General features: G+C 70.3%; 20 protein-coding genes. 9 read left to right on the plus strand and 11 right to left on the minus strand.

The genetic code is table 11. The features are described 5' to 3' along the window. The first annotated feature begins 27 nt into the window (after window positions 1-27). From Dsi01nite_RS24755 to Dsi01nite_RS24765, 3 genes are all read left to right on the plus strand, one after another. Window positions 28-783, plus strand: a complete 756-nt coding sequence (locus tag Dsi01nite_RS24755; RefSeq protein WP_203848633.1) for a hypothetical protein — start codon at window positions 28-30, stop codon at window positions 781-783. Window positions 784-866: 83 nt separating this feature from the next. Beyond that, on the plus strand, window positions 867-2,129 hold the full coding sequence (locus tag Dsi01nite_RS24760; RefSeq protein ID WP_308442096.1) for a nucleotide sugar dehydrogenase: 1,263 nt from the start codon (window positions 867-869) through the stop codon (window positions 2,127-2,129). A 46-nt stretch (window positions 2,130-2,175) separates the two neighbouring features. After that, on the plus strand, window positions 2,176-4,035 hold the full coding sequence (locus tag Dsi01nite_RS24765; RefSeq protein WP_203848635.1) for a glycosyltransferase family protein: 1,860 nt from the start codon (window positions 2,176-2,178) through the stop codon (window positions 4,033-4,035). A gap of 15 nt (window positions 4,036-4,050) precedes the next feature. On the opposite strand, the gene Dsi01nite_RS24770 is transcribed toward Dsi01nite_RS24765, so the two are convergent. From Dsi01nite_RS24770 to Dsi01nite_RS24780, 3 genes are read right to left on the minus strand one after another with little or no spacing between them, the layout of a single operon-like run. Then, window positions 4,051-5,568 carry an O-antigen ligase family protein gene (locus Dsi01nite_RS24770; protein WP_203848636.1) on the minus strand — a complete coding sequence of 506 codons (1,518 nt, stop codon included), beginning with the start codon at window positions 5,566-5,568 and terminating at the stop codon, window positions 4,051-4,053. Beyond that, window positions 5,565-6,518 carry a glycosyltransferase family 2 protein gene (locus Dsi01nite_RS24775; protein WP_239136140.1) on the minus strand — a complete coding sequence of 318 codons (954 nt, stop codon included), beginning with the start codon at window positions 6,516-6,518 and terminating at the stop codon, window positions 5,565-5,567. Before Dsi01nite_RS24775 ends, Dsi01nite_RS24770 begins: the two co-directional genes overlap by 4 nt. Before the next feature lie 40 nt (window positions 6,519-6,558). Then, window positions 6,559-8,574 (minus strand): hypothetical protein, encoded by a 2,016-nt coding sequence (locus Dsi01nite_RS24780; protein ID WP_203848637.1) that lies wholly within the window; start codon window positions 8,572-8,574, stop codon window positions 6,559-6,561. Window positions 8,575-8,789: 215 nt separating this feature from the next. On the opposite strand from Dsi01nite_RS24780, the gene Dsi01nite_RS24785 reads away from it, so the two are divergent. Continuing rightward, window positions 8,790-9,884, plus strand: coding sequence for an LCP family protein (locus tag Dsi01nite_RS24785; protein WP_203848638.1), 1,095 nt, complete (start codon window positions 8,790-8,792; stop codon window positions 9,882-9,884). A gap of 262 nt (window positions 9,885-10,146) precedes the next feature. Here the strand turns inward: Dsi01nite_RS24785 and Dsi01nite_RS24790 are convergent, their stop codons facing one another. Further along, complete coding sequence (locus Dsi01nite_RS24790) at window positions 10,147-11,031, minus strand: RNA polymerase sigma factor SigF (protein ID WP_203848639.1); 885 nt, start codon at window positions 11,029-11,031, stop codon at window positions 10,147-10,149. Between the two features lie 519 nt (window positions 11,032-11,550). Here Dsi01nite_RS24790 and Dsi01nite_RS24795 point away from each other — a divergent pair. Beyond that, window positions 11,551-11,754 (plus strand): cold-shock protein, encoded by a 204-nt coding sequence (locus Dsi01nite_RS24795; RefSeq protein ID WP_033363591.1) that lies wholly within the window; start codon window positions 11,551-11,553, stop codon window positions 11,752-11,754. 159 nt (window positions 11,755-11,913) lie between these two features. On the opposite strand, the gene Dsi01nite_RS24800 is transcribed toward Dsi01nite_RS24795, so the two are convergent. The 4 genes from Dsi01nite_RS24800 to Dsi01nite_RS24815 all read right to left on the minus strand — a co-directional run bounded on the left by Dsi01nite_RS24800 (window position 11,914) and on the right by Dsi01nite_RS24815 (window position 13,243). After that, window positions 11,914-12,189 (minus strand): hypothetical protein, encoded by a 276-nt coding sequence (locus Dsi01nite_RS24800; RefSeq protein ID WP_203848640.1) that lies wholly within the window; start codon window positions 12,187-12,189, stop codon window positions 11,914-11,916. Between the two features lie 81 nt (window positions 12,190-12,270). After that, a complete protein-coding gene (locus Dsi01nite_RS24805; protein WP_203848641.1) occupies window positions 12,271-12,582 on the minus strand; it encodes an STAS domain-containing protein in 312 nt (103 codons plus the stop codon). Further along, complete coding sequence (locus Dsi01nite_RS24810) at window positions 12,579-12,935, minus strand: ATP-binding protein (RefSeq protein ID WP_203848642.1); 357 nt, start codon at window positions 12,933-12,935, stop codon at window positions 12,579-12,581. The genes Dsi01nite_RS24805 and Dsi01nite_RS24810 overlap by 4 nt, the downstream gene beginning before the upstream one ends. 44 nt (window positions 12,936-12,979) lie before the next feature. Beyond that, complete coding sequence (locus Dsi01nite_RS24815; protein WP_203848643.1) at window positions 12,980-13,243, minus strand: hypothetical protein; 264 nt, start codon at window positions 13,241-13,243, stop codon at window positions 12,980-12,982. Window positions 13,244-13,544: 301 nt separating this feature from the next. Between Dsi01nite_RS24815 and rho the strand changes: the two genes are divergently transcribed. Beyond that, window positions 13,545-14,765: a transcription termination factor Rho gene (gene rho / locus Dsi01nite_RS24820; protein ID WP_203848644.1), complete on the plus strand. Its 1,221-nt coding sequence runs from the start codon at window positions 13,545-13,547 to the stop codon at window positions 14,763-14,765. A gap of 662 nt (window positions 14,766-15,427) precedes the next feature. Here the strand turns inward: rho and Dsi01nite_RS24825 are convergent. Continuing rightward, window positions 15,428-16,267 carry a DUF2207 family protein gene (locus Dsi01nite_RS24825; protein WP_203848645.1) on the minus strand — a complete coding sequence of 280 codons (840 nt, stop codon included), beginning with the start codon at window positions 16,265-16,267 and terminating at the stop codon, window positions 15,428-15,430. A gap of 69 nt (window positions 16,268-16,336) precedes the next feature. Beyond that, window positions 16,337-17,302 (minus strand): zinc-binding alcohol dehydrogenase family protein, encoded by a 966-nt coding sequence (locus tag Dsi01nite_RS24830; protein ID WP_203848646.1) that lies wholly within the window; start codon window positions 17,300-17,302, stop codon window positions 16,337-16,339. Window positions 17,303-17,373: 71 nt separating this feature from the next. Between Dsi01nite_RS24830 and Dsi01nite_RS24835 the strand changes: the two genes are divergently transcribed. Beyond that, complete coding sequence (locus tag Dsi01nite_RS24835) at window positions 17,374-17,709, plus strand: winged helix-turn-helix transcriptional regulator (protein ID WP_239136142.1); 336 nt, start codon at window positions 17,374-17,376, stop codon at window positions 17,707-17,709. Beyond that, window positions 17,706-18,278 (plus strand): class I SAM-dependent methyltransferase, encoded by a 573-nt coding sequence (locus tag Dsi01nite_RS24840; RefSeq protein ID WP_203848647.1) that lies wholly within the window; start codon window positions 17,706-17,708, stop codon window positions 18,276-18,278. Before Dsi01nite_RS24835 ends, Dsi01nite_RS24840 begins: the two co-directional genes overlap by 4 nt. A 101-nt stretch (window positions 18,279-18,379) precedes the next feature. Here the strand turns inward: Dsi01nite_RS24840 and Dsi01nite_RS24845 are convergent, their stop codons facing one another. Next, entirely contained in the window at window positions 18,380-20,953 is a 2,574-nt protein-coding gene (locus Dsi01nite_RS24845) for a Tex family protein (RefSeq protein WP_203848648.1), read from the minus strand. A 154-nt stretch (window positions 20,954-21,107) separates the two neighbouring features. On the opposite strand from Dsi01nite_RS24845, the gene Dsi01nite_RS24850 reads away from it, so the two are divergent. Next, on the plus strand, window positions 21,108-22,910 hold the full coding sequence (locus tag Dsi01nite_RS24850; RefSeq protein WP_203848649.1) for a sigma-70 family RNA polymerase sigma factor: 1,803 nt from the start codon (window positions 21,108-21,110) through the stop codon (window positions 22,908-22,910). The last annotated feature ends 1 nt before the right edge of the window (window position 22,911 follow it).

Genomic DNA, 22,911 nt, shown 5'->3' on the forward strand with positions numbered 1-22,911 from the left:
GGTGATGTGGAGTCTACGGTGAAATTCATGCGACCCCGAACAAGATCCGCACTGACCGCCCTCGCGGGGGCACTCGTCGCGGCGGCCGTGCTGGGAGCACCGACCGCTGCGCACGCCGAACCCGGTGGAGCCGCGGCTGCCGCTGAGGCCTACCCGGCACCCGAACCTGCTATCAGGGTGAGTTCCGGCTCGGTCAGCACCGGCGGCGCGGTCCGCATCGTGGGGAAGCGATTCCTTCCCGGCGAGCCGATCTCGATCCGCGTCAAGTACCGCATCACCCGGCACTCCGGCGGCTTCGACAGCCCGTTCCCGGCCAGTGTCAGCGGCGACCGCCGCGCGGGCGACGACGGCAAGTTCTCCGCCAAGGTCCGGCTCACCTCACCCGGCTACGCCACCATCAAGGTCACCGGCAAGAAGTCGGGGCAGTCGGCCTCCGTGACCGTGCGGGTGCTCGCCTGGCGCGGCTCGTACGACTTCGGCGGCGACGACTTCTTCGCCGGCACGCCGCTGGGCAACGGCGTGCGCAAGGACAACCACGGGTGGGACGGCGGCGACCGGCCGGCCGGCTTCTACGGACCGTTCTTCGGCGGCTGGAGCCCGTTCAAGCTGTCCGCCAACGAGACCTCGCTCGCCGGCGCCACGTCCACCGAGGCCACTGACCTCGCGGCGGACACCGACACCAGCACCGGCACCGCGCACGGCGCCGACATGGTCGCCAGCCTGCTCGGCATCACCGCGCTGATCGGCAGCGGCTTCATCCTGCGCCGCCGCCGCGTCTCCTGACGAACGGCCGTCCACCTCTTCACCCGCGTTCGACCCGTCGGCCTGGGGCCGGCGGGTCGAGTGTTCCCACCCTTAGGATGATCATGGGCAAAACAGTCATCATCGGGCAGGGCTACGTCGGCCTGCCGCTCGCCATCCGAGCGGTCGAGGCGGGCGACGACGTCGTCGGGCTCGACGTCGACACCGACCGGATCAAGTCCCTCGGTGCCGGCATCTCCTTCGTCGAGGACGTCCCCGACGACCGGCTCGCCTGGGCCCTGGAGACCGGCCGGTACCACCCGAGCGAGGACTACGCCGACGCGGCCGGCTTCGACACGTGCGCGATCACCGTGCCGACCCCCCTCACCGACGGCGCGCCCGACATCAGCCACATCGAGCAGGCCGCGCTGCAACTCGCCCCGCACCTGCGGTCCGGCTGCACCGTCATCCTCGAGTCGACCACCTACCCCGGCACCACCGAGACCGTGCTGCGGCCGCTGCTGGAACACGCCTCCGGGCTCAGCGCGCCGGACGACTTCTTCCTCGGCTACAGCCCCGAACGCATCGACCCGGGCAACCCCACCTGGCACCTGGACAACACGCCGAAGCTCGTCGCCGGCATCGACGAGGCGTCCCTGGCCGCCACGATGCGCTTCTACCAGCGGTTCGTCGACCGGCTGGTGCCCGTCTCCGCGCCGCGGACCGCCGAACTGACGAAACTGTTCGAGAACACCTTCCGGCACATCAACATCGCCCTGGTCAACGAGCTCGCCATCGTCGCCAACCAGCTCGGCGTCGACGTGCGGGAGGCGATCGGCGCGGCCGCGACCAAACCGTTCGGGTTCATGGCGTTCGACCCCGGCCCCGGCGTCGGCGGGCACTGCCTGCCGATCGACCCGTCGTACCTCTCCTGGCAGGTCAAGCGCGAGGTCGGGCAGCGGTTCCGGTTCATCGAGCTGGCCAACGACGTCAACGAGGGCATGCCCCGCTACGTCGTGCAGCGCCTCGCCGCCGGGCTCAACACCCGCTACAAACCCGTCAACGGCAGCCGGATCCTGCTGCTGGGCCTGGCGTACAAGAGCAACGTCGGCGACCTGCGCGAGTCACCGGCCCGCGCCGTCGCCGAACTGCTCGTCGCCCAGGGCGCCGACGTGCACGCCGTCGAGCCGCACGCGTCGCAGCGCGACACCGGCAACGTCGCCGGGGTGACCGTCGTCGACCTGACCCCGGCCGAACTAGCCGCCGCCGACGCCGTCGTGCTGCTCACCGACCACGACGACTTCGACTACGACATGGTCGAACGGCACGCCGGCTACATCTTCGACACCCGGGCCCGCTGCCACGGCGAGGCCGTCGAACGCCTGTAACCGCTCGACATGCGGCGGCATCGCGGTCGTCGGGTAGCTTGGCCCGGTGATCGTGGTGCCGCTGCTCACCTTCCTGGCCGTCGCGTGCCTGTGCCTGCCCCGCGAGGGCGGCATCCGGCTCGCGCTGCTGCGCGCCGCGGTCCTGGTCGGCGGCGCCGCGTGCCTGAGCGTCGAGGCGCTGTCGGCGCTGCACGCGCTGCACCGGCCCGCGATCATCACCGGCTGGGTCCTCGCCCTGCTGATCACCGGCGGGTTCGCGATCCGCTCCTCCCGCCTCCGTGACCTTTCCGGGGTGCGGGCCCGCTGGGCGGGGCTCGCGCGCGTGGACCGGGTCATGGTGGCCGCGCTCGGCGGGCTGTTCCTGCTCGACCTCGTCGTCGCCGTCATCGCCCCGCCCAACAACTTCGACTCGCAGACCTACCACCTGCCGAAGATCGAACACTGGGTCCAGCAGGGCGACGTCAACTTCTACCCGACCGTCATCGACCGGCAGCTGGCGATGGCCCCGGGCGCGGAGTACCTGCTGCTGCACCTGCGCCTGCTCACCGGCGGCGACGGCGCCTACAACCTGGTCCAGCTCGCCGCCGGCGTCGGCGCCGTCCTCGCCGCGTCCCGCATCGCCCGCCAGCTCGGCGGCGGCACCAGGGCACAGCTCGTCACCGCGCTCATCGTCGGCACCACCCCGATGGTCGTGCTCGAGGCGACCAGCACCCAGACCGACCTCGTCGTCGCGCTGTGGGTCGCCTGCGTCGCCACCTTCACCCTCGACGGCCTGCGCACCCGGTCGGGGCCCTTCGACGTCCTGCTGATCGGCACCGCCGCCGGCCTGACCCTGCTGACGAAGGCGACCGGGCTGCTCGCCGCCGGGCTGCTGCTCGCGGTCTGGGCCGTCGCGCAGCTGCGCCTCGCCAGGTGGCGCGGCCTGCCCGGGGCGGTCGCGGTCGGCGCGCTGATGGTGCTGCTCGCCGGGCCCAGCCTGCTGCGGGTCCAGCAGACCTACGACAACCCGCTCGGACCGGCGCACCTGCGCGAGTCGATCTCCATGCAACGGCACGACCCGGCGTCGGTGCTGATCAACGCGCTGCGCGTGGCGGAGACGGCGCTGCAGACGCCGGTCGCACCGGTCAACGACGCCGTCGCCGCCGGGATCATCGGCCTGGCCGGCGTCCTCGGCGTGGACCCGCAGGGGCGGGACATCACGTATTGGAACCAGCAGTTCCCGTACCTGTCCTGGCCGCCGGACGAGGACCGGGTGTCGTTCCCCGCGCAGGGCGTGCTCATCCTGCTCGGCGCGCTGGTCCTGGTCTTCCGCAAGGACACCAGGCTCTATGCCGCCGTATTCTGGCTGGCGATCCTCGCGTACGTCGTCACCGTGAAGTGGCAGCCGTGGGGCAACCGCCTCATCGTCTTCCTGCTCGTCCTCGGCGCGCCCCTCGCCGGGCTCTGGATCGCCGGGCTCACCGGGCGGCGCGTCGCCACCTGGGTCACCACCGGCGCGCTCGTCGCCGGGGTCGCCGCCGGTGGCCTCGCCGTCGCGTACGGCTGGCCGCGCCGCCTCGTCGGGCCCGGCAACGTGTTCACGACCTCGCAGCTCGACCAGCGGTTCATCCGGGAGCCGACCTGGGGACGCGACTACGTGTGGGCGGCGGACGCGATCCGGGCGGCGGGGGCGAAGAAGGTCGGGCTGATCCAGGGGTACAACACGTGGGAGTACCCCTGGTGGATCCTGCTGCCGGGCACGCAGATCGTGCCGCTGCAGTCGCTGCAGCCGGACCTGCCCCCGCCGGGCGTCGCCGGCCTGGACGCGGCGGTGTGCATGCAGCCGCCGAAGGTCTGCGAGTTCTACCTGCCGCCGACCTGGAAGGTGATCCGCCAGGGCGAGATGGCGTACGCCCTGGCACCCTGACGTGCCTCTCGCGCTTTACGTGCTGGCGTTCTGACGGCCCTCGGCCGGTTCCGTCGACGGGCTCTGGCCGGGCACGACCGCGGCCGGCTCCGCCTTCTGCCGGGACCGGACCTCGCCGGCCAGCAGCACCAGCCAGATCGCGCCGTTGGTGCCGCCGATGACCCAGTCCTCGGTCATGATCGTCGGTACCGCGGCGACGGCACCGACGGTGAACCAGATCGCCGGTTGTGCCGTTTCCGGGCGTCGCAGGATCAGCGCGTACCAGAGGCCGCGCAGCGCATGCCACAGCAGCAGTGCGACACCGATCAGGAAGCCGATCGCACCGAGCACACCACCGCGGCGGAACGCTCCGACGGCGGCGTTGTCCGTGTTCAGGTCGCGGCGCGGCCCTTCCACCGGGGCGCCGTCGTTGTCGCGGTGCACCACGGCCCGCGAGGTGTGCGCGTCGCCGAACGCCTTCTCCGCCCAGCCGGCGTGCTCCCAGTCGACCCAGACCTGCCGCCACGTGTCAGTGCGCCCGCTGGTGACGTCGTTGCCACCGTCGGTGAACCGGTCGCGGAACAGGAAGTCGCTGCCGCCGCCGATGGTGAACACGGTCGCGAGGACCACGAACGGCATCGCGACCGCGACCCAGCGGGCCCGCCCGCGATCCACGTCCTCGGCCCCGCCGCGCCGCAGCAGGACCACGACGGCATACGCGCAGGCGGCCGCGGTGGCGAACACGAACCCGGTCCGCGAGTCGCTGATCGACAGCACCAGCGCGGCGGTCGCGGCGACGCCGAGGCGCTGCCACGCGGCGAACGCCCGGTCGAACCCGACCCGCACCGCGGCGATCACGACCAGCCCGGCGAGGGAGTTCGGGTGGTAGAACACGCCCGTGCCGCCCCAGAACCGGTTGCGCATCAGGCGGGCCGACGCGCTGTCCGGGATCGCGTGGAACTCGTCGAAGAGGCTGCCGGCGCCGAAGTACAGCAGCGCGCCGATGCCGATGAGGATCGCCGCGGCCATGCCGATGCTGAGGTCCCGGCGGCGGTCCTTCGCGGTGATCGCGACGACCGCGAGCACGGCGAGGGTGAACACGCCCAGATACGCCAGGCGCTGCGCGGCCACGGTGAGGTGCCCGGACCGCTGCACGAACAGCGCGCCGAGCACGCCGAACACCCAGTAGGACAGGCCGAGCCAGGCCCCGCCGAACTTCGGCAGCTCCCGCAGGTTACGCAGCCAGGGGCGGCTCCACAGGGCGAAGACCACGACTTCGACGAACAGCACGCCCCAGATGACGATCGGGCGCTGGGTCGAGGTCCAGGTGAGGATGCCGGCGGCGGTGAAGAGCCCGCCGACGACCACGCCGCGCACCGTGCTGCCGCGCAGGCTCAACGCCAGGCCGACGACGCCGACGGCGATGACCGCGGCCGCGAACGCCTCGGCCGACTCGCTGAGGCTGCCGGTCCGGCCGTGCTCCAGGATCGCGGCGAGGACCGCCAGGATCGCCGCGGCGGCCGCGCCCGCGGTGACTGCGGTGCGCCGGGTCATCGGGCGCTGGCCTGCAGCGGCTTCTTGTCCTTGCGCCGGCTGCGGCCCAGGAAGAAGTCGCGCACCACCCGCCGTGGACCGGCCGGGACGAGCCACACCTGCAGGAACGTCACGTAGTCCGTCATGCTCGGCTTGCCGTGCCGGCGGGCCTCGCCGAGCAGGTCGAAGAAGACCCGGGGGCTGCGGCTGACGGCGGCCATCGAGCCGACCACGCTCATCGCGAGCGCGGCATAGGCCCGGGGCGTCACCCGCGGGCGGGTCTCGCGCAGCCAGTCGAGGGACTGCTTCCACGGCGCGTCGAAGCTGATCCGGGGCCGGTTCTCATCCGCATACCAGATGACCAGGGGCTCCTCGGCGTAGATCAGGTCGACGCCGTCCTCCTGCAGGCTGCGCAGCGTCCAGTCGAGCTCCTGCAGGCGGCGCAGCCCGTCGGCGAACGGCACCTTCCGCAGCAGCGCCGTCGGCGCCATGATCGTCGAGGTCTGGATGAAGCCGTCACCGTGGAACAGCCCGTGCCGCACGGCCAGGTATTCGCTGATCGGCTCGCCGGGCGCCGGCACGCGGCGCGGCATGATCAGCTCGGCCCGCGGGGTGCGCATGTAGAGGCGGCTGCCCACGATCGGCAGCGGCACCCCGGACGCCTTGGCCCGGGCCAGCTGGATCTCCAGCTTCTCCGGCAACCACTCGTCGTCGTCGTCGAGGAGCGCGACCCAGTCGGCGAGTGCGACGTCGACGCCGTGGTTGCGGGCGGTCGGCGCGCCGCCGGACGTCTCCCGCTCGACCCAGCGGACCCGCTCGTCGCCGATCTCACCGAGCGCGGCAACCGTCGCGGCGTCGGGACCGTCAATGATGACGACGACCTCGAGCTCCGCGAGGGTCTGCGCCAGGGCGCTACGGACGGCGCGCACCACCAGCTCGGGCCGGTTGCGCGTCGGGATGACGACGCTCACCTCGGGTCTTTGCACGATGACCAATCCGTCTCGGCGATCCTTACGGGTTCGCTGGCGTAGCGTACACGAGCTGCACTTTTGTCGGATACGTCGCGGCCAGCAGGCGGGCCGCCTCGAAATTCGATGGTGCAGCGGGATCACCGAAGGCTACCGGGAGCGGCTGCCCGGCGCGCACGGCGGGGCGGTTCGGGTGATCCTTATCCACAACGAGCAGGCTGGCCGTCGGGTCGTGCAGGAAGAAGCGCACGGTCACGGGACTGTTAGCTACCAAACGATCCAGGTCGGCCATCGTGCCGCCCTTGCCGCCCGGGTACAGCAGTGCGGACCAGCCGGGAAACTGGCGGTACTGGCCCTGCAGGGCGGCGGCACCGAGCGTGCCGGACCAGTTACGCCACGGGCTGCCCATCAGGTTGACGTTGACCGCGTTGCCACCGTCGGGGAACATCCGGGCGATCAGCAGCGCGTCGCGGGCCGCCTCCGGAGAGCCGCGGTCCCGGCCGAGGGCGAGCTTCACCCCGGGCGCGACCGGTGTGGTGTGCCACTCACCGCCGGCGACGAGCATGAACAGGGCGACCGGTGCGGCGACGGCGGCGGCGGTCCACTTCCATCGGAACCTGGCCAGGCCACCGAGGGCGCACAACGCGACCACGATCAGCAGGTGCAGCAGCTTGTCGAAGTAGTAGACGGGCCGGCCGATGGTGACGATCTGCCACGTGCCGAGCCCGACCGCCATGGCGCCCGCCGTGGCCAGCGCGAAGGCCGCGACGTTCCGGCTCTGGAACACCTTGCTGCTCCGGAGCGCCTTGCTGCTCCGGAGCACCGCGTCCGTCCTGCTCCGGAGCGCCGCGACTCGTCTTCTTTGGAGCACCGCGACCCGTCTTCTTTGGAGCACCGCGACGGCTGCCAGGGCCACGAGCAGCGCCGTCGCCGGGCGGTCCACCACCCGGGCGGTGCCGTTGAGCAGCAGCTGGTCGCCGCTGGAGGCCTGGGCCGCGGTCAGCGGGCCGATCGCGGCCAGGCCGCCGACGGTCACCGCGACCACCCACGCCCACCAGTGCCGCCACAGCCGGGCCCGGACCGCCCACAGCGCGGCGACGATCCCCGCGTAGGGCAGGAACAGCGAATAGGTGAACGAGATGCCGACCAGCAACAGCGCGACCGTCGCCGTCTGCTCGCCCAGCCTGGTCAGCGGGCGGGCCACCAGCGCGGTCAGCACCGCGGCGCAGGCGAGACCGGCGAGCTCGTTGGGGTAGCCGCGGGACAGCACCGTCACCGGGTCGCCGAGGACCAGCCAGGCGGCCACGAGCGCCAGCACCGGCAGCAGGCGGGCATTCGTGGCGCCCGGCCCGGCGATGCGGCGGGCCGCCCACAGGATCGCGAGGACGAGCAGCAGGTACGTGCCGACGAGCAGCCACATCATGACGTCGACGGCGGTCACGGGGGCGGCGTTGTGCGCGCTCGATCGCGCGAACCGGTCCAGGACCGCGTAGCTGAAGTGCAGGCCCTGGGGGTAGTTGGCGATGCCGGTCAGCTCGGCGTCGGGCACGAACGGGCGCAGCGCCTCGGGTCGCATGAAGAGGTAGCCGCCGGTGCGGCCGATGACGTCGAAGAGCAGGTAGTGCCGGGCGATGTCCTCGCCCGCGAGGGGCAGGCCGAGCCTTCCACCGAGGTCGCGGACGGCGTACGGGACGAGGGCCACCACCGATACGCCGGCCACCGCGATCGCGAGGAGCGCATCTTTGCGCATTCCGGGCAGTTCCGGCGTTCTTTGCGTCGCTACGGCGATCAGGATCAGCGCGGTGAGGGCGGTGCCGGCGATCAATGTCGGATGCAGGTGCCCGGGCCACAGCGTGATCGCGAGGCCGAAGACGCAGGCCGCGCCGAACAGCTGCGCGCAGGCCGCCATCACCCGGTCCGCCAGGGTGACGCCGCCCCGCTGGATGGCCACCGTGCCCGCGAGGATCAACACCGGCAGGACGAAGTCCAACCCCAGTGGATGCGTCGCCAGGGGGACCAGCCAGGCCAGGGCGAGCGCCACCGCCGTCTTCCGGATCACCGACACGCTCCGTATTCATCGTGGCCACTGGCGATGCACGTCGCGACCGGGACGTGACGATATCGCGTTGTCCGGGTACGGTGCAGAAGGCTTCCGGGGCCGGCCTTCATGACGGAAGGTGATTGCCGAATACGGGGAGTGGCGGGGAGTTGGCGAAGGGCGTGGCGCGACGAAAGGGTCGCGGCCGGCGGGATCCACTGTGGGCGCGGATTCTCGTGATCGCGGGTGCACTCCTGATGATCGGTGCCGGCACCACATTCGTGCTCAAGGACGTGGTCTTCGGCTACGCGACCCGGAGCGTCTCCAAGGAAGATCTGCTTCCCGTGGACGGCGCCCAGCACGCCTCGGTCAGCGGCGCGAAGAACATCCTGCTCATCGGCATCGACCCGCGCCCGAACCAGGACCCCACCGAGGCCATCCGCTCCGACTCCATCCTGATCCTGCACATCCCCGCCAGCCACGACATGGCCTTCCTGATCTCGATCCCGCGTGACACCTGGGTCTCGATCCCGAAGTACAGCAACGGCAAGCGGACCTACGGCGGCGGCAAGGGCAAGATCAACAGCTCGTTCGCCGAGGGTGGCTACGGCCTGACCGGCAAGGACCAGCGCAAGCACGGCACCACGCTGCTCGCCGCCACCATCAAGCAGAACTGGGGCGTCACCTTCGACGCGGCCGCGATCGTCGACTTCGTCGGCTTCCAGGACGTCGTGAAGATCCTCGGCGGCGTCGACATGTACGTCGACCAGCGCACCGTCTCGGTCCACGTCGGCTACGACTCCAAGGGCAACGTCAAGACCCCCTTCGACCAGCGGGACGACCCCAACGGCGGCACGATCCTGATCCCGATCAAGGGGGTCACGCCCAAGGTGTACGAGGTGGGCCAGCAGCACCTGGCCGCCTGGGAGGCGCTCGACTTCGTCCGGCAGCGCGAGACCCTGCCGAAGAGCGACTACGACCGCCAGCGGCACCAGCAGCAGTTCATCAAGGCCCTGCTGAAGAAGATCGCCAGCAAAGAGGTCCTGGGCAACCCCAGCATGCTGAACAAGGTCCTCGAGGTCATCGGCCGGGCCATGACCATCGACACGGGCAAGATCGGTCTGGACGACTGGATCTTCGCGATGCGCAACATCGACAGCGACCGGATGCTGACCCTCAAGACCAACGACGGCGGCTTCCACTCGTCCCCGGAGAACCCCGGCGCCGAGGCTCTCGATCAGACGACCCTGGACCTGTTGAGCGCCGTGCGGACGAAGACGGTGCCGACGTTCGTCGCCTCCAACCCGGGCATCGTCAGCTCCAGCGGCTGACGGCTTCTTGTTCGCGCAACTTTTTGGCGCCGGTTCATGGCTGGGTTCATGGCTGGGTTCATGGCTGGGTTCATGGCTGGGTTCATGGCCGGGTTCATGGCCGGGTTCATGGCCCGGGAATGGTCGCGCGAGTCCGGACACACGTCGTTGATCCGGCGAATCGGGCACATGGTGCATTGACCGTCATCTGTACAACGCGCAACAACCCGAAGGGCCGGCTCGCGCCATTCCTTCGGGTTGTCGGCAATGCGTGCGGCGGTGGCTACTCGACGACGCCGGCGAGCTCGTCGCGCAGCGTCTTCAAGGCGCCGGCGAGAAGCCGGGACACGTGCATCTGGGAGATACCGAGCTGCGCGGCGATCTGCGACTGGGTCAGGTTGCCGTGGAACCGCATCGCGATGATCTTCTGCTCCCGCTCGGGCAGCTTGGCCAGGACCGGGCGGAGCGACTCGCGGTTCTCGACGTTGACCATGTCGGGGTCCTCGCCGCCGAGCAGGTCGCCCAGCCCGGCCGCGCCCGGCTCGGCGCTGTCACCGGCGGGAGCGTCCAGCGAGAGGGCCCGGTAGGCCTGGCCGCAGTCGAGACCCTCGATGATCTCCTCCTCGCTGACGCCGAGGCGGGCGGCGAGGTCGGCGACCGTCGGCGAGCGGCCGAGGTCCTGGGCGAGGTCACCGGAGACCTTGGAGATCTCCAGGCGGAGCTCCTGCAGGCGGCGGGGCACACGCACGTCCCAGCCCTTGTCACGGAAGTGCCGCTTGAGCTCGCCGACGATCATCGGGATGGCGTAGCTGGTGAACGCGGCGCCGCGGGTCGGGTCGTAGCCGTCGACGGACTTGATCAGGCCGAGGTTCGCGACCTGCACGAGGTCGTCGAACAGCTCGCCACGGTTGCGGAAGCGCCGGGCGAGATACTCGGCGAGCGGGATGTACAGCTCGATGAGCCGGGCCCGGACGCGCTCCCGGTCGACGCCGGCGGGCAGGTCGGCGAGCAGGGACAGCAGGGCCTTGGCCTGGGCGTCGTTGGCCCTGGTGCTGCTGCTCTCGGTCGGGGTCTCGTGGCTCCTGGCGATGGCGCGGCTGACGTCGTGCGACGTCTCACGGGACGTGTCGAGGGACGTGTCACGGGACGCGGAGACAGAGATCGTCATGGGAAGTGACCCTTCTTGGTGCGTTGACCGGATCAGCGGTGACGGCACGGGTCTGAAGGCCGTGCGGAAGGGGTTACGTCACCGTGCCAGGCAGGCGCGTCGCGCTCTGTGCCGGCGCCGGTCGGGAATCGCTCTCGACACCCGTTGTTTGAGTGCCGGTGCAAGACCTGCGAGGTCAGCCAGGGGGCCGATCCGCCGCTGCTGGACGGGGGCCCGAAATCGTCCGTTCGGACGAGGCAACCGAGGCCGACTGTACTAGATCGATGCGCCCTGCGCGAGATGAGCGCTCCCACGAAGTTGAAGAGGCTTCGTTCTATCACTGACCGTGGAGGCGATCGATACGCTGTGTATGTGCAAGGAATGGTTGTGCATTTCGATTCGGTAGTCGATCGGGTCCGTATGCCGATACCGGGGCTGCGTTTTTGCAGCGCGCAAGCTACCGTCTCACCCGTGGCGTGCACCTGATTCAACATTGATCCGTGAGGTGCGGATCGGGGTGTCGTCGCTAAGGAGTTACACGTGGCATCAGGCACGGTGAAGTGGTTCAACTCGGAGAAGGGCTACGGCTTCATCTCGCAGGACAACGGTGGTCCCGATGTGTTCGCGCACTACTCGGCGATCCAGGCCACCGGCTACCGCGAGCTGACCGAGGGTCAGAAGGTCGAGTTCGAGATCACTCAGGGCCAGAAGGGTCCTCAGGCCGACAACATCCGTCCGGTCTGACACACCCTTAGTCGTAGGCCGAGACCCGCTTCACGGCCGAAGGAGTAGCAAGCCCCCGTCCGGAGCTTCCGGCGGGGGCTTTGCGGTTCAGGGGCTTCGCGGTACCGAGGCGGGCTCTTGGCTCTTGGCTCTTGGCTCTTGGTTGTTGGCTCTTGGCGCTCAGGCCAGTGCGGCCGGGCGGGCGAAGACCTCGGGCGTGCACGACTGGGCGTAGGCGTGCCGGATCATCCGCAACGCCCAGTTCATCCGCGTCGACGCCGTCTCCGGGTGATCACCGAACTCGGTCGCGACCCGCGCGACGCAGCCCTGGACGCCCATCCGGCGCAGCGTGATGGTCACCGCGGCGCGAACATCGGCGTCCTCGGCGCCCTGCGACATCTGCAACGTGGAGGCGAAGAGTGCTTCGGCGCGGACCGCCTCGAATGTTGACTCCATGGTGTTGACCTCCTGCTCGCTGCTCCCTGCTGTGTTCCAGCTAACTCCTGGCCAGGTGCCGAGGTGATGACTGTTCGGTTGCTAAACGGTTAGCCCGAACGTTTCGAGCAGGCCGGTGAGTTGCAGCAGCCGGTGCACGGCAGGGCTGGTGCCGGTGATGCGCAGGTCGCCGCCCACGTCCGCCTGGGCGGCGACGAGCACCTGAATGCCGGTCGAGTCCATGAAGGGCACGCCGGAGAGGTCGAGATCGACCCGCGAGGGCGCGTACGCATGGATGGCGTCGCGCAGCGCCTCGATGAGGGTGGGGGCGCTCGTCATGTCGAGTTCGCCGGTGGCGGTCACGGTCACCGTGCCGTCGCCGGTGGGGGAGGCCATCGCGGCGAATGCGGTCACAGGTGCTTCACCACTCTCAGCAGCAGGCCGTCGCCGCCGACATCGATCGTGTCGGCAAGAGACGAGACGACCTGGAGGGAGGGTTCCGAGGGCAGGAGTGCGTCAGGAGCATCCGGCGGCGACGTGACTTCGATCACGCAGGCCTTCTCATCGACCGTAGCGCGGACCTGGTAGGCGACGCCTACCCGAACATGGGTGATCACGTTGGCCCACGTCTCCGAGACGATCAGGCCGATGTCGGTGCGTATCTGCTCGTCGACGCCGAGGCCGGCGAGTGCGCCGTCCAGGACGTGCCTGAGGGTGTTCATGCGATCGAGATCGCGCGGCAGGTCGACGGTCAGGCGCAGGTCCACATCTGCTGTTTTACCGAGTCCGCGAGATCGAAACGCTTCGCAGGTCAGCCCGCGTAGGCGAACTCTCGGGCGGCGAGCTCCTGGTAGGCAGCGTTGATCATGGCAAGGGCCCAGCTCATGCGGGCGGCGGCCGGTTCGGGGTACTCGCCGAACTCGCCGGCGACCCGCGCCGCGCAGCCCTTGATGCCGAAGCGGCGCAGCGTCGAGGTGACGGCGGCACGGACCTGCACCGGCGACGGCGCCTGCGAGGCCTGCAGCGCGGAGGCGAAGAGGGCTTCGGCGCGGACGGTGTCGAACGTGCTGTTCATGTCAACCCCCTGGCTGGTGTGCTTCCTGACACCAATCAGAGTTCCGCCGGGTTGGTGCGGGTTGGTCCGCCGCCTGGTTGCCGGAAGGTAGCGTGTCGACTACGGACAGATACTTGCCCTGGGCGGCTGGACGAGCTACGGTCAAGCCAGTCCCGCGGAAGTCGGCAGTCTGTCGCCCGGGGACCACCTTTCTCAAACGCGTGTCAACGCCCTCTCGCAGGAAGCCGTAAGTCACACGCGTTTCGGCCAGTGTTCTCAGGGACACAAGCCATCTCACACGCCAGTCCCGAGGAGGACGCCCATGGCCCCAACCGAAGTGTTGGATCGTAACGCCAAGCAGAACCACCCGGCGAAGCCTCGCCGCACCAGATCCCCGCAGCGCAACCGGGACCACAGCCGCCCCGGTAACCAGCCTCAGCCCCCGGAGTCGGGCGAGGCCCGGGACGTCTCCGGCATCGCCGACGTCTTCCGCGACAAGATGGTCCTCCGGGTCGACAGCTACAGCCCGGGCCCCGACGACGTCGCGATCCCCGCCGCCATGGTCCGGCGCTACGGGCTGCGCCACGGCGACGCCATCACCGGCAGCGCCAACGGTGCGACGCTCACCCGCCTGGACACGGTGCACGGCAACGACCCCGAGTGGGCCCGCAGCCGGCCCGAGTTCAGCAAGCTGACCGCCCTGTTCCCGCAGGAGCGACTGCGCCTGGAGACCGGGCCGCGGCAGCTCACCAACCGGCTCATCGACCTGGTCATGCCGATCGGCAAGGGCCAGCGCGCGCTCATCGTGTCGCCGCCGAAGGCCGGCAAGACGATGGTGATCCAGTCGATCGCCAACGCGATCGCGAAGAACAACCCCGAGGTCCACATCATGGTCCTGCTGATCGACGAGCGGCCCGAAGAGGTCACCGACATGCAGCGGTCCATCCAGGGTGAGGTCATCGCCTCGACGTTCGACCGGCCGCCGTCGGAGCACACCGGCATCGCGGAGCTCGCCATCGAGCGGGCCAAGCGGCTCGTCGAGCTGGGCCACGACGTGGTCCTCCTGCTCGACTCGATCACCCGGCTCGGCCGGGCGTACAACAACTCGGCGCCCGCCTCCGGCCGCATCCTCACCGGTGGCATCGACGCCAACGCGCTCTACCCGCCGAAGCGCCTGCTCGGCGCCGCCCGCAACATCGAGAACGGCGGCTCGCTCACCATCATCGCCTCGGCACTGGTGGAGACCGGCTCGACCGGTGACACGGTCATCTTCGAGGAGTTCAAGGGCACCGGCAACGCGGAGCTCAAGCTCGACCGCAAGCTCGCCGACCGGCGGGTCTTCCCCGCGATCGACATCGACGCGTCCAGCACCCGCCGCGACGACGTCATCCTGCACCCCGACGAGCTGCTCGCCGTCTCCCGCCTCCGCAAGGCGCTGTCGGCCAGCAACCAGTCGGCGACCGAGCAGCTGCTGGACCGGCTGTCGAAGACCCAGTCCAACGCCGAGTTCCTGACCCTCCTCCTGCGCGGCAACGCCAGCTGAGCCGCCACCACGGAAGGTGACGGCACGCCTACGATTTAGAGATCAATTTCTTGGCGTAGGGTACGGTGCTGAAAGCGGAAGCCGTTCACCGGTCAACGCCGACGGCCTCACGCAACGCCGATGGGTCGTTTCGGTGTCGACGAGCGGTTCGACGCCGGCGGAGCGCTCGGCCGCGCAGCGGGAGCGAGCTTCGCTTCGCGGAGCGCGTTTCGTGCGCGCGGTCAGCGGGAGCGGGCCTCGGTAGGAACGGTTCGTGCACGCGTCCCCGACGGGGGCGGTGACGAACGTCGGCGGGATGCCACCGGCACCCCGGGACACGCCTGCCGCACCGCCGACACCAAAGCCACCCGCGGCTCAGTGAGAGCGGGAGCGGGCCTCGCAGGACGGGGTTCGCGCATGCGGCTCGTGGCGGGAGTGGGCCTCGCCTGAGCGGCCTCGGGGGAGCAGGCTTCGCGAGTGGCTTCGCCTGTTCGGTTCCATGCGAGCCTGCGGGTTTCACGCGAGCGGCCCCGCGGCACGCCCCGCAGGGTGCGCACGGTGCCCTGCTGGCCCTGCCCCGAGCAGCGTCGGCCCGAGCACGCCGGTGACGTAGTCGCTGCCGGCGCCGGCCTGATGGGCCTCGCACGAGCGGGTTTGGTGGGAGTGGGATTCGCCGGGGTGGCTCAGCGGGAGCGGGCCCCGGGCGTCAGGCGCACCAGGGCCTCGTCTGCGGACAGGACGCCGAGTGCTGAGGCATACGCCATCTCCCGGCCCCACGACGCGACATCCGCGGGGGCGAGATCGGCCACGCCCTCGAGCGTCGTCAGGTGCTCGCGCAGCGCCAGCCAGCTCTCCGTCGCGGCCACGCCTTCCTGGGTGGTCTGGTCGGCCCAGCCGAAGTCGACCAGGAAATACTGCGCCAGGTAGATCGCGCCGGTGCCGATGAGCGCGCCGGTGACCTGGTCCGGGACCTTGGCGCTGAGTTCGCTGTCCACCCACCACCAGGTCACGAACATCAGCAACGACGGCACGATCGCACCGAGCAGCAGGGCGCGCCGGGTCGTTGCGGACAGGCGCGGCCGGGAGAGGCCACGGGTGCGTGCCTCCTCCACCACGGCCCGGTAGAACGTGCGCCGCCACCTGCGTGCCTCGGTCCAGCTGTCGAAGGCGAGCCGGGTCAGCGAGGTCTCCCCGTTGATCGACAAGCGGTGCACGCGGTCCAGGATCTGCTGCTCGTACGGCGTAAGGCTGCGGCCGTCGCCCTTGCGCAGGCGGGCCGTCGTCTGGGCCGGCTCGTCGCCGGTCTCCCGCAGCTCCAGGAACCCACGGGCGGCCAGGTCCAGCAGGGTGCTGTCGATCGCGTCCTCGTCGGAGCGCCACCGGTTGACCATCAGGCTGACCACCGCCGGCGGCTCCTGGCCGGGCAGGTCGGTGCGGGTCGGCCCAGGCTCGGGCAGGCGGGGACGGGAGCGCCACAGGCTCACCGCCACCGCGACGACCCAGGCAGTCAGCGTGATGGGCACGCTGAACTCAAGGTACGGAGGCCAGTCCACGACGGTCCTTCCCACGGGGGATGGGGAGACTTCGAGGAATCACTCTAGCGGCTCCGCGACGACCACCTTGCCAACCATATGTCCGCCTTCGACCATTTCGTGGGCCCGAGTGATGGTTGCGGCGTTGATAGGCGACAGTCGGGTGGTGAGCGTCGAGCGGATCGCGCCGGCATCGACGAGGTCCGCGACCCGGTCCAGCAGGTCGTGCTGGACGATCATGTCCGGGGTCTGGAACAGCGGCCGGGTGAACATCAACTCCCAGTGGAAGCTGATGCTCTTCGCCTTGAGCGGCAACAGGTCCAGCCCTTCGGGCTCGTCGATCGCGGTGATCGCGCCACCCGGGCGGAGGATTTCGGCGAACCGTTCGATGCGGCCCGCCGTGCTCGGCGAAAAGATGTAATCCACCCCTTCGGGGAGGTCGTGATGGTCCACGACGTCGTGCGCGCCGAGGTCCAGGGCCCACTTGCGAGACTCGTCACGTGACGCGGAGCCGATTACGGTCAACCCCGTCAGCGCCCTCGCCAGCTGGATCACCATCGAGCCGACCCCACCGGCGGCGCCGAGCACCAGCAGTGTGCCGGTCGACCCGGCGTCCAGCCGGAACCGGTCGAACAGCGTCTCCCAGGCGGTGATCGTGGTCAGCGGCAGCGCCGCCGCGCCGGCGAAGTCCAGCGACCGCGGCTTGCGGCCCACGATCCGTTCGTCGACCAGGTGCAGCCGCGAGTTGGTGCCGGGGCGATCGATGCTGCCCGCGTAGTACACCTCGTCGCCCGGCGTGAACAGGCTCACCTCACTGCCCACCGCGACGACCTCCCCGGCGGCGTCCCAACCGAGCACCTTGTCGCCGCCGCCCCGGCGAACCTTGTGGTCCACCGGATTCACCGACACGGCCCGCACCCGGACCTGCAGGTCCCGCGGCCCCGGTGCGGGGATCGGCAACTCGACGTCTCGGAGGCCGTTCGACGTGCTGACAACAGAAGGCATGCTGACAACAGAAGGCATCATGCGAACGACGCTATCCACGACGCCCTAGTTACCCGCAAGGGTGATGACTTTCCATTGGGTACCGTTGGGCCGTGCCCGACGACGTCTACGCGGCCTGTTGCCCGTGCCGCGACATGCTCGACCTGCTCGCCAACAAGTGGAGCGCACTCGCCCTCGGCGCCCTGGAGGACGGGCCGCGGCGCTTCGGCAGCCTGCGCACCCGCCTGGAGGGCATCAGCCCGAAGGTGTTGACCGTGACCTTGCGCAAGCTCGAGGAGCACGGGCTGGTCACCCGTGAGGTCTTCGCGGAGGTGCCGCTGCGGGTGGAATACGAGCTGACCCCCCTCGGCCGTGACGCCTGCGCACCGCTCGCCCACCTCCGCACCTGGGTCGAGTCCAACATCCACCGCTTCCCGGCCGCAGCATGATCATCCCGCTGCTTCCGGAACTCACCCTGGACCTCGCCGACGAGGACGCCGGCCTGTTCGACGCGACCGGCGGGGAGTACCGCAGCGACGCGCCGCCGCCCTTCTGGTCCTTCGCGTGGCCGGGCGGCATGGCCCTGGGCCGGTTCCTGCTCGACCAGCCGCTGTTCGTGGCCGGTCGCAGCGTCATGGACCTGGGTGCGGGATCCGGGCTCGTCGGGATCGCGGCCGCCCGCGCCGGCGCGTGCACGGTCACCGCCGTCGACACCGACCCCGAGGCCCTCGCGGCCTGTGCCCGCAACGCGCGGGTCAACGGCGTGGACATCGTGACCTCGACGGTCCCGGTCGCGGCCGAGGTCATCGTCGCCGGCGACGTCTTCTACAGCGGCCCGGTCGCGGAGCGGGTGCTGGGCTTCCTGCGCCGCAGCGGTGCCGAGGTCCTCGTCGGCGACCCGGGCCGCGGTTATCTGCCGACGCGGCTGTTCGAGGCTTTGGCGACGTACGAGGTCCCGGTCCGCGTGAAGCTCGAGGACCAGTGCACGATGCGCACCACGATCTGGCGCCTGCGCTGAGTCCCCGTGATCCGGAAGACCTCGTGCAGCCAGGGTGCACGAGGTCTTCCGGATCATGCGGGGCCCTGCACGGAGCGCGAGGCCTGCCGGATCACGCGGGGCTACTTGTTGAGGCCGTCCAGGCCCTTGTCCAGGCCGGCCCGGCGGAGTGCGTCGGCGAGGGCGCTGTTCTGCAGGCTGCCGCTGTCACGCTGCCGGCCGCCACCACGCGAGTCGCCACCGCGACCGCCACCGGAACCGCCGCGCTGACCACCGCCGCCCGACCCACCGCGCTGACCGCCACCCGACCCACCGCCGCGCGAGTCGCCGCCGCGCGAGTCGCCGCCGCGCGAGTCGCCACTGCGCTGGCCACCGCCGGCGCCACCGCCCTGAGCCCCGGCGCCACCGCGACCGCCCGACCCGCCGCGCTGACCGCCACCCGACCCACCGGGTCCGCCGGCGCCACGCTGACCGCCACCGCCACCGCCGCGCTGGCCGTTGCCGCCGCCCGGGGCGCCGGACTGCTGGGCCTCGTCGTCCAGGCGCAGGGTCAGCGAGATCCGCTTGCGCGGGATGTCGACGTCGAGGACCTTCACCCGCACGATGTCGCCGGGCTTGACCACCTCGCGCGGGTCCTTCACGAACGTGTAGGACAGCGCCGACACGTGCACCAGGCCGTCCTGGTGGACGCCGACGTCGACGAACGCCCCGAACGCGGCCACGTTGGTGACCACGCCTTCCAGCAGCATGCCGGGCGTGAGGTCGGAGATCTTCTCGACGCCGTCGGCGAAGGTTGCCGTCTTGAACGCGGGGCGCGGGTCGCGGCCGGGCTTCTCCAGCTCCTTGAGGATGTCGGTGACGGTCGGCAGGCCGAAGGTGTCGTCGACGAAGTCGGTGGGCTTCAACCGGGCCAGGACCGTGCCGTTGCCGATCAGCGACTTCATGTCGGCGCCGGTCGCCGACAGGATGCGCCGGACCACCGGATACGCCTCGGGGTGGACGCTGGAGGAGTCCAGGGGGTCGTCGCCGTCGGGGATGCGCAGGAAGCCCGCGCACTGCTCGAACGCCTTCGGGCCGAGCCGGGCCACGTCCTTCAGCGCCTTGCGGGAGCGGAACGGTCCGTGTGCGTCGCGGTGCGCGACGATCGCGTCGGCGAGGCTGCCGCCGATGCCCGAGACGCGGGTCAGCAGCGGTGCCGAGGCGGTGTTGACGTCGACGCCGACGCCGTTGACGCAGTCCTCGACGACCGCGTCGAGGGAGCGTGAGAGCTTCGACTCGGACAGGTCGTGCTGATACTGCCCGACGCCGATGGATTTCGGGTCGATCTTGACCAGCTCCGCGAGAGGGTCCTGCAGGCGGCGGGCGATGGAGACGGCGCCGCGCAGCGACACGTCCATGCCGGGCAGCTCCTGCGAGGCGAACGCGGACGCGGAATACACCGACGCGCCGGCCTCGGACACCATCACCTTGGTGACGTTGAGCGCCGGGAACTGCTTGACCAGGTCGGCGGCGAGCTTGTCGGTCTCCCGGGAGGCGGTGCCGTTGCCGATCGAGATCAGCTCCACGTTGTGCTTCTGGCACAGCGCGGCCAGGATCGCGATCGACTCGTTCCACTTGTTCTGCGGCACGTGCGGGTAGATGGTGTGGGTGTCGACGACCTTGCCGGTGGCGTCGACGACGGCGACCTTCACGCCGGTGCGGAAGCCCGGGTCGAGGCCCATCGTGGCGCGGGTGCCGGCCGGCGCGGCGAGCAGCAGGTCACGCAGGTTGAAGGCGAAGACCCGCACGGCCTCCTCCTCGGCCGCCTGCCACAGCCGCATCCGCAGGTCGATCCCGAGGTGGACGAGGATCCGGGTGCGCCAGGCCCACCGGACGGTGTCGTTGAGCCACTTGTCGCCGGGGCGGCCCTCGTCGCGGATGCCGAACTTCGAGGCGATCGTCGGCTCGTAGAGCGACGGGGCGTCGGGGTCCTGGGTGGGCTCCAGCACCAGGTCGAGCATCTCCTCCTTCTCGCCGCGGAACATCGCGAGGATCCGGTGGGAGGGCAGCTTGGTGAACGGCTCGCTGAAGTCGAAGTAGTCGGAGAACTTCGCCCCGTCGGACTCCTTGCCGTCGCGCATGCGGGACACGATCCGGCCCTGCGACCACATCGTCTCGCGCAACGAGCCGATGAGGTCGGCGTCCTCGGAGAAGCGCTCGACCAGGATCGCCCGGGCCCCGTCGAGGGCCGCGGCGGCGTCGGCGACGCCCTTGTCGGCGTCCACGAAGACCGCGGCGGCGGCGAGGGGCTCGACCGTGGGATCGGCGAGCAGCCCGTCGGCGAGCGGCTCGAGACCCGCCTCGCGGGCGATCATCGCCTTGGTGCGCCGCTTCGGCTTGTAGGGCAGGTAGATGTCCTCGAGGCGGGCCTTGGAGTCGGCGGCCATGATCTGCGCCTCGAGAGCGTCGTCGAGCTTGCCCTGGCTGCGGATCGACTCGAGGATCGCGGCCCGGCGCTCTTCCATCTCCCGCAGGTAGCGCAGCCGCTCCTCCAGGGTGCGCAGCTGGGTGTCGTCGAGCATCTCGGTCGCTTCTTTGCGATACCGGGCGATGAAGGGCACGGTCGCGCCGCCGTCGAGCAGCTCGACCGCCGCGGTCACCTGCCGCTCCCTGACGCCGAGCTCTTCGGCGATCCGCTGCTGAATGGAGGTCGTCACGATCCTGCATTCTGCCCCACCCGCCACACACCCCGCGAAGCCAGCGCGCCGGTAACACAAAGGGTAGTCACAACGTGACCCGGAAAAAGTCGTGGAGAAAGCGTTATTGACCCTGAGCTGCTTCGTCTCCTGAATAGTTCGACAGGAGGTGCGGATGGGCACGGCCACGGTGATCGCGGCGAGGGAAGGTGACCAGCGGGCGCTCGACGCCCTGGTCGCCGAGTACCTGCCGCTGATCTACAACATCGTCGGGCGGGCGTTGCAGGGGCACGCCGACGTCGACGACGTGGTGCAGGAGACCATGCTGCGCATCGTCGACGGGCTGCCCCGGCTGCGCGAGCCCGACAGCTTCCGCTCGTGGGCCGTCGCCATCGCGATGCACCAGGTCAGGGACCGGCACCGCCGGCAGATCCAGGCGCCGCTGGTCGGCGACTGGGCCGACCCGACCGACACCGCGGACCCCGGCGCCGACTTCGCCGACCTCGCGATCACCCGGCTGCGGCTGTCCGGGCAGCGCCAGGAGGTCGCCGAGGCGACCCGCTGGCTCGACCACGACGACCGGGAGCTGCTGTCGCTGTGGTGGCTGGAGGCCGCCGGGCAGCTGGAGCGCGAAGAGGTCGTCGACGCGCTGCGGATCACCAAGCAGCACGCCGCGGTGCGGATCCAGCGGATGAAGGCGCAGTTGGACGCGGCCCGCGCGGTGGTGCGGGCGCTGGCCGTGCGGCCCCGCTGCCCGGAGCTGCACGCCATCGTGACCAGCTGGGACGGCCGCCCGAGCGCGCTGTGGCGCAAGCGCCTGGCCCGCCACACGCGGGAGTGCCAGCGGTGCGACCGGGCGTGGATGGACATGGTCGCCGCGGAGCGCCTGCTGGCCGGGATCTCGCTGGTGCCGGTGCCGTTCGTCTTCAGCGCGGCCGCCGCCAAGACCGGGGCGCTGGCAGTGACCGGCTTCAACACAACCGGCCTGAAAGCGCTGATAGCAGGCTGGTTCGGCGCGGCGAAGCCCGCCCTCGCCGGGGTTGCCGCGACCGTCGCGATCGCCGGGGCCGCCGGCGCCGTCTACGTGGCCACCAACGGCGAGCAGAAGCCGGCGGTGGTGTCCCAGCCGGGCGAATCGCCGTCCGCGACGCAAAGTACGAGTGCCCAGGCGCCCAGCAGCGCCCCACCGTCCAGCGCGGCACCGAGCAAGTCGACAAGCGCACCGGTGGCCCTGCCGCCGGCGGTGAAGAGCCCGAAGAAGGGCGTCAGCACCAACGGCAAGGTGACGTTCAACCAGGCGGCCGTGAAGGACATGAAGGCCGGCTGGTACTACAACTGGTCGCCGAGCCCGAGCTTCGGCGCCACCAGTGGGGTCGAGTTCGTGCCGATGGTCTGGGGCACCGCGAACGTCGACGCGGACGTGGCCAAGGCCAAGCAGAGCGGCAGCGTGCTGCTCGGGTTCAACGAGCCGGACCTCAAGGAACAGTCGAACATGAGCCCGGAGCAGGTCCTGGACCTGTGGCCGAAGCTGCAGGCGTCGGGGCTGCGCCTGGGCAGCCCGTCGGTCGCGTACGGCGGTGACACCGCCGGCGGCTGGCTGGACCGGTTCATGACCGGGGCGCGGCAGCGCGGCTACAGGGTCGACTTCATCACGTTGCACTGGTACGGCGGCGACTTCGGACCGGATGCCCCGAACCAGCTCAAGCGCTACCTGCAGAACGTCTACAACAAGTACAAACTGCCGATCTGGCTGACCGAGTACGCATTGATGCGGTTCGAGAACGGCACCGTCTATCCGACCGTGGACCAGCAGGTCAGCTTCGTGAAGAGCTCCACGGCGATGCTCGAAGGGCTGTCGTTCGTCGAACGGTATGCCTGGTTCATCCTGTACAGCTCCAAAGCGGGCGACACCGGTCTCTACAGCAACGGCACCACCCCGACCGGGGTGGGCGCCGCCTATCGCGCAGCAGGAGGATGAT

Origin of the sequence: Dactylosporangium siamense, assembly GCF_016862795.1 — a bacterium.
GTDB lineage: Bacteria > Actinomycetota > Actinomycetes > Mycobacteriales > Micromonosporaceae > Dactylosporangium > Dactylosporangium siamense.

What these genes read in the sequence shown, in the direction of transcription:
- Dsi01nite_RS24770 (WP_203848636.1), bottom strand. Translation starts at nt 5,568, where the DNA reads ATGACCCGGCGCACCGCAGTCACCGCGGGCGCGGCCGCCGCGGCGATC.
- Dsi01nite_RS24790 (WP_203848639.1), bottom strand. Translation starts at nt 11,031, where the DNA reads ATGACGATCTCTGTCTCCGCGTCCCGTGACACGTCCCTCGACACGTCC.
- Dsi01nite_RS24840 (WP_203848647.1), top strand. Translation starts at nt 17,706, where the DNA reads ATGATCATCCCGCTGCTTCCGGAACTCACCCTGGACCTCGCCGACGAG.
- Dsi01nite_RS24830 (WP_203848646.1), bottom strand. Translation starts at nt 17,302, where the DNA reads ATGATGCCTTCTGTTGTCAGCATGCCTTCTGTTGTCAGCACGTCGAAC.
- Dsi01nite_RS24760 (WP_308442096.1), top strand. Translation starts at nt 867, where the DNA reads ATGGGCAAAACAGTCATCATCGGGCAGGGCTACGTCGGCCTGCCGCTC.
- rho (WP_203848644.1), top strand. Translation starts at nt 13,545, where the DNA reads ATGGCCCCAACCGAAGTGTTGGATCGTAACGCCAAGCAGAACCACCCG.
- Dsi01nite_RS24800 (WP_203848640.1), bottom strand. Translation starts at nt 12,189, where the DNA reads ATGGAGTCAACATTCGAGGCGGTCCGCGCCGAAGCACTCTTCGCCTCC.
- Dsi01nite_RS24815 (WP_203848643.1), bottom strand. Translation starts at nt 13,243, where the DNA reads ATGAACAGCACGTTCGACACCGTCCGCGCCGAAGCCCTCTTCGCCTCC.
- Dsi01nite_RS24850 (WP_203848649.1), top strand. Translation starts at nt 21,108, where the DNA reads ATGGGCACGGCCACGGTGATCGCGGCGAGGGAAGGTGACCAGCGGGCG.
- Dsi01nite_RS24755 (WP_203848633.1), top strand. Translation starts at nt 28, where the DNA reads ATGCGACCCCGAACAAGATCCGCACTGACCGCCCTCGCGGGGGCACTC.